Genomic DNA, 3507 nt, shown 5'->3' with positions numbered 1-3507 from the left:
GCGCACGGCGCGCCTGCCGTCCATCGCCTTGCGCGCCGCCCGCTCGGCGCTGCAGGCGGAGGCGCCGGTGCTGGTGCAGGTGCCGCGGCGCGGCTATGTCCCATCCCTGGCCTGCGCGCGCTGCCGCACCATCGCCCGGTGCCGGCACTGCACTGGTCCGCTGTCGCTGCAGGAAGGCGGCGCGGCGTTGCTGTGCCGCTGGTGCGGTCGGGTCGACCCGACGCGACGGTGCGCGCGCTGCGGGTCCGACGCGGTGCGCGCCGTCGTCGTCGGGGCGCGGCGCACCGCCGAAGAGCTCGGTCGCGCCTTTCCGGGCACGGCGGTGATCACGTCGTCGGGCGACGGCGTGGTGCCCGAGGTCGGCCGCGGCCCCGCGCTGGTGGTGGCCACCCCCGGCGCCGAGCCGCAGGCGTCCGGCGGTTACGGGGCGGCACTGCTGTTGGACACCTGGGCGCTGCTGGGCCGCCAAGACCTGCGCGCGGCCGAGGACGCGCTGTGGCGCTGGATGAGCGCCGCCGCGCTGGTGCGCGCCCGCGGCGAGGGCGGCGTGGTGCTGGTGGTCGCCGAATCGGCGCTTCCCACAGTGCAATCGCTGATCCGATGGGATCCGGTGGGTCATGCGGAGGCGGAGGTGACGGCGCGGGCCGAGGTGGGTCTGCCGCCCAGCGTGCACCTGGCGGCCATCGACGGAACGGCCGGCGCGGTCACCGCGCTGCTCGACGAAGCGAGGCTAGCGGGCCAGGAGTCCTTGCACGCGGATTTGCTTGGGCCCGTGGACCTTCCGCCCGGCGTGCGCCGCCCGGCCGGAACCCCGGCCGGCGTGCCGGTGACGAGAATGCTGGTGCGCGTGCCCCGTCAGCAGGGGCTGGCGCTGGCGGCGGCCCTGCGGCGCGCCGTCGGTGTGCTCAGCGCCCGGCAGACTCATGAGCCGGCCAGGGTCCAGATCGACCCGCTGCACATCGGCTAACTTTCATGAACCGTTACCCTGGGCGACAATTTGTGCGTGCAATAATTCCTTCTTACGACATTGGAAGGTTGCTACACTTTCTCATCCTTAGCGCCGAGAGGCCGGAACCATCCGGGAGGGGCGATATGACAGCGGACAACACCGCCGTTGACGAGTCATTGGACGTCATCACCGATGCTTTGCTGACGGCCTCCCGTTTGCTGATGGCGATCTCGGCGCGGTCCGTGGGCCAGGTCGACGAGACCATCACCATCGCCCAGTTCCGGACGCTGGTGATCCTGTCGAATCGCGGTCCGGTCAACCTCGCCACCCTCGCCGGACTGTTGGGCGTGCAGCCCTCGGCCACCGGCCGGATGGTGGACCGGTTGGTCGCCGCAGGCCTGATCGACCGCTTGCCCCACCCGACCTCGCGGCGTGAGCTGCTCGCCGCGCTCACCACGCGTGGCCGCGACGTCGTCCGGCAGGTGACCGCGCACCGGCGTGCCGAGATCGCGGCCATCGTGGCGAAGATGCCGCCGCCGGAGCGGCACGGGCTGGTGCGGGCGCTGACGGCGTTCACGGCCGCCGGCGGCGAGCCCGACGTCCACCTGGACGCCGAGGTCGACCTGTAACGGTTATTCGCTTCGCTTTTCGGCGGTCACCAGCAGGTACTCCCATCCCATGGTGCCGCCGGTCAGGTGCTGCTGCGCGAGTTCGATGAGCTGGGCGTCCAGCTCGGCGGCCAGCACCGGGTTGTGGCCGATGTTCGCGTAGGCCTCGATGGTCGGGCCGTAGTGCTGCTTGAAGTACGCGTGCACGGCCTCGGCGCTGTCGAATCGGTTGACCGCCAACATGCCTCGCGTGGTGGTGATCTCGCCGATCTGGTCGCCGAGCAGCGCGGCGACGTAGCCCGGGCGCCCCCAGAGCGCCGCCGGCGGCGCGGGGTGCGACAGGCTCGGCCGGTAGGGCCGGATGGTGGCGAGCATCCGGCCGAAGAATCCTTCGGGGGTCCAGCTGATCACGCCGATCGTGCCGCCCGGGCGGCAGACCCGGACCAGCTCGGTGGCGGCGCGCTGCTGGTTGGGGGCGAACTGGACGCCGATCGCCGACATGACGACATCGAATTCACCGTCACCGAACGGCAGGGCCTGGGCGTTGGCTTCCCGGTAGTCGAGGGTCAGGCCCCGCGCCGCGGCCCTGGCCCGCGACCGCTGCAGCAGCTCGGGAGTGAGGTCGGTGGAGACGACCGTGGCGCCCGTCGCGGCCGCGGGCAGCGAGATGTTGCCCGAGCCGGCGGCGACGTCGAGGACCCGCACCCCCGGCCCGATGCCGGTGGCCTCGACCAGGGCGGGTCCGAGCGGGGCCATCACCTCCTCGGCCATCAGCGCATAGTCGCCCAGCGCCCATACCGTGCGATGCGTGGCGGCCACCGAGGCGTCACTGATCGGAGTGTCGAGGGTCATCAGACCTCCTTGGGAGGGGAAGGGGGTTGTCTTTCGACCTCGTTGTCGACGTGAACCGGCGATCACACCGGTAGACAGTGGCTCCTAGAAATAGTAGCCATAAGCAATAGTGTACGCACGCACATTCCGCCGGCGGGTCCGGGCCGCGCCCGTCGCTTTCTAGACTGGCCCGGTGCGCCTCGTCTTCGCCGGAACCCCCGAACCCGCGCTGCCCGCATTGCGCCGCCTCATCGACTCGCCGCGTCACGATGTGGTCGCGGTGCTGACCCGTCCCGATGCCGCGGTGGGACGGCGCGGAAAGCTGGAGCCGTCACCGGTGGCCCGCGAGGCGCTCGAGCGCGGCATTCCGGTGCTGCGGCCGTCGCGGCCGAACTCCGACGAATTCGTCGGCGAGCTCGCACAGGTGGCCCCCGACTGCTGCGCGGTGGTGGCCTATGGCGCGCTGCTGCGCGACGGCCTGCTCGCCGTGCCCCCGCGGGGCTGGATCAACCTGCACTTCTCGCTGCTGCCCGCCTGGCGCGGCGCCGCTCCGGTCCAGGCGGCCATCGCGGCGGGGGACGCCATCACCGGGGCCTCGACGTTCCAGATCGAGCCGAGCCTGGACTCGGGCCCGATCTACGGAGTCGTGACCGAGACGATCCGGCCGACCGACACCGCCGGGGAATTGCTTGAGCGACTGGCTGTTTCGGGTGCGGAGCTGTTGTCGGCCACGCTGGACGGCATCGCCGACGCGACGCTGACGCCGGTGCCGCAACCCAGCGAGGGGGTCAGCATCGCGCCGAAGATCACCGTCGAGCAGGCCCGGGTGCGCTGGGACCTGCCGGCCCAGGTGATCGACCGCCGCATCCGTGCCGTCACCCCCAACCCCGGCGCCTGGACGCTGCTCGGTGACCTGCGCGTCAAACTGGGCCCGGTGCAGCCTGCCGAGCCTTCCGCGACGCCCGGACCGCCGGAACCGTTGCCGCCCGGCGCCATTCACGTCGACCGCGCCAGCGTCTGGGTCGGCACCGGCTCGGATGCCGTGCGGCTGGGCCAAATCCAGCCACCCGGAAAGAAATTCATGAACGCGGTCGACTGGGCGCGCGGCGCGCGGCTGGA

General features: G+C 71.9%; 3 protein-coding genes and 1 pseudogene. 3 read left to right on the top strand and 1 reads right to left on the bottom strand.

What is annotated here, in order from left to right; genetic code table 11:
• A pseudogene (locus DQP57_RS26305) lies at positions 1-967 on the top strand (primosome assembly protein PriA); the annotation flags it as partial.
• 125 nt (positions 968-1092) lie between these two features.
• Positions 1093-1578 carry a MarR family winged helix-turn-helix transcriptional regulator gene (locus DQP57_RS26300; protein WP_112635831.1) on the top strand — a complete coding sequence of 162 codons (486 nt, stop codon included), beginning with the start codon at positions 1093-1095 and terminating at the stop codon, positions 1576-1578.
• Between the two features lie 3 nt (positions 1579-1581).
• Here DQP57_RS26300 and DQP57_RS26295 read toward each other — a convergent pair whose 3' ends face one another.
• Positions 1582-2409 carry a class I SAM-dependent methyltransferase gene (locus DQP57_RS26295; RefSeq protein WP_112635829.1) on the bottom strand — a complete coding sequence of 276 codons (828 nt, stop codon included), beginning with the start codon at positions 2407-2409 and terminating at the stop codon, positions 1582-1584.
• 172 nt (positions 2410-2581) lie between these two features.
• Between DQP57_RS26295 and fmt the strand changes: the two genes are divergently transcribed.
• Positions 2582-3507, top strand: a 926-nt coding sequence (gene fmt / locus DQP57_RS26290) for a methionyl-tRNA formyltransferase (protein ID WP_112635827.1), incomplete at its 3' end; no start/stop codon positions are given.

Source organism: Mycobacterium colombiense, assembly GCF_003284935.1.
Lineage (GTDB): Bacteria > Actinomycetota > Actinomycetes > Mycobacteriales > Mycobacteriaceae > Mycobacterium > Mycobacterium arosiense_A.
This window is presented reverse-complemented; position numbering and strand designations above follow the sequence as displayed.

Coding starts and splice junctions, on each gene's coding strand:
- DQP57_RS26300 (WP_112635831.1), top strand. CDS start 1,093: ATGACAGCGGACAACACCGCCGTTGACGAGTCATTGGACGTCATCACC.
- DQP57_RS26295 (WP_112635829.1), bottom strand. CDS start 2,409: ATGACCCTCGACACTCCGATCAGTGACGCCTCGGTGGCCGCCACGCAT.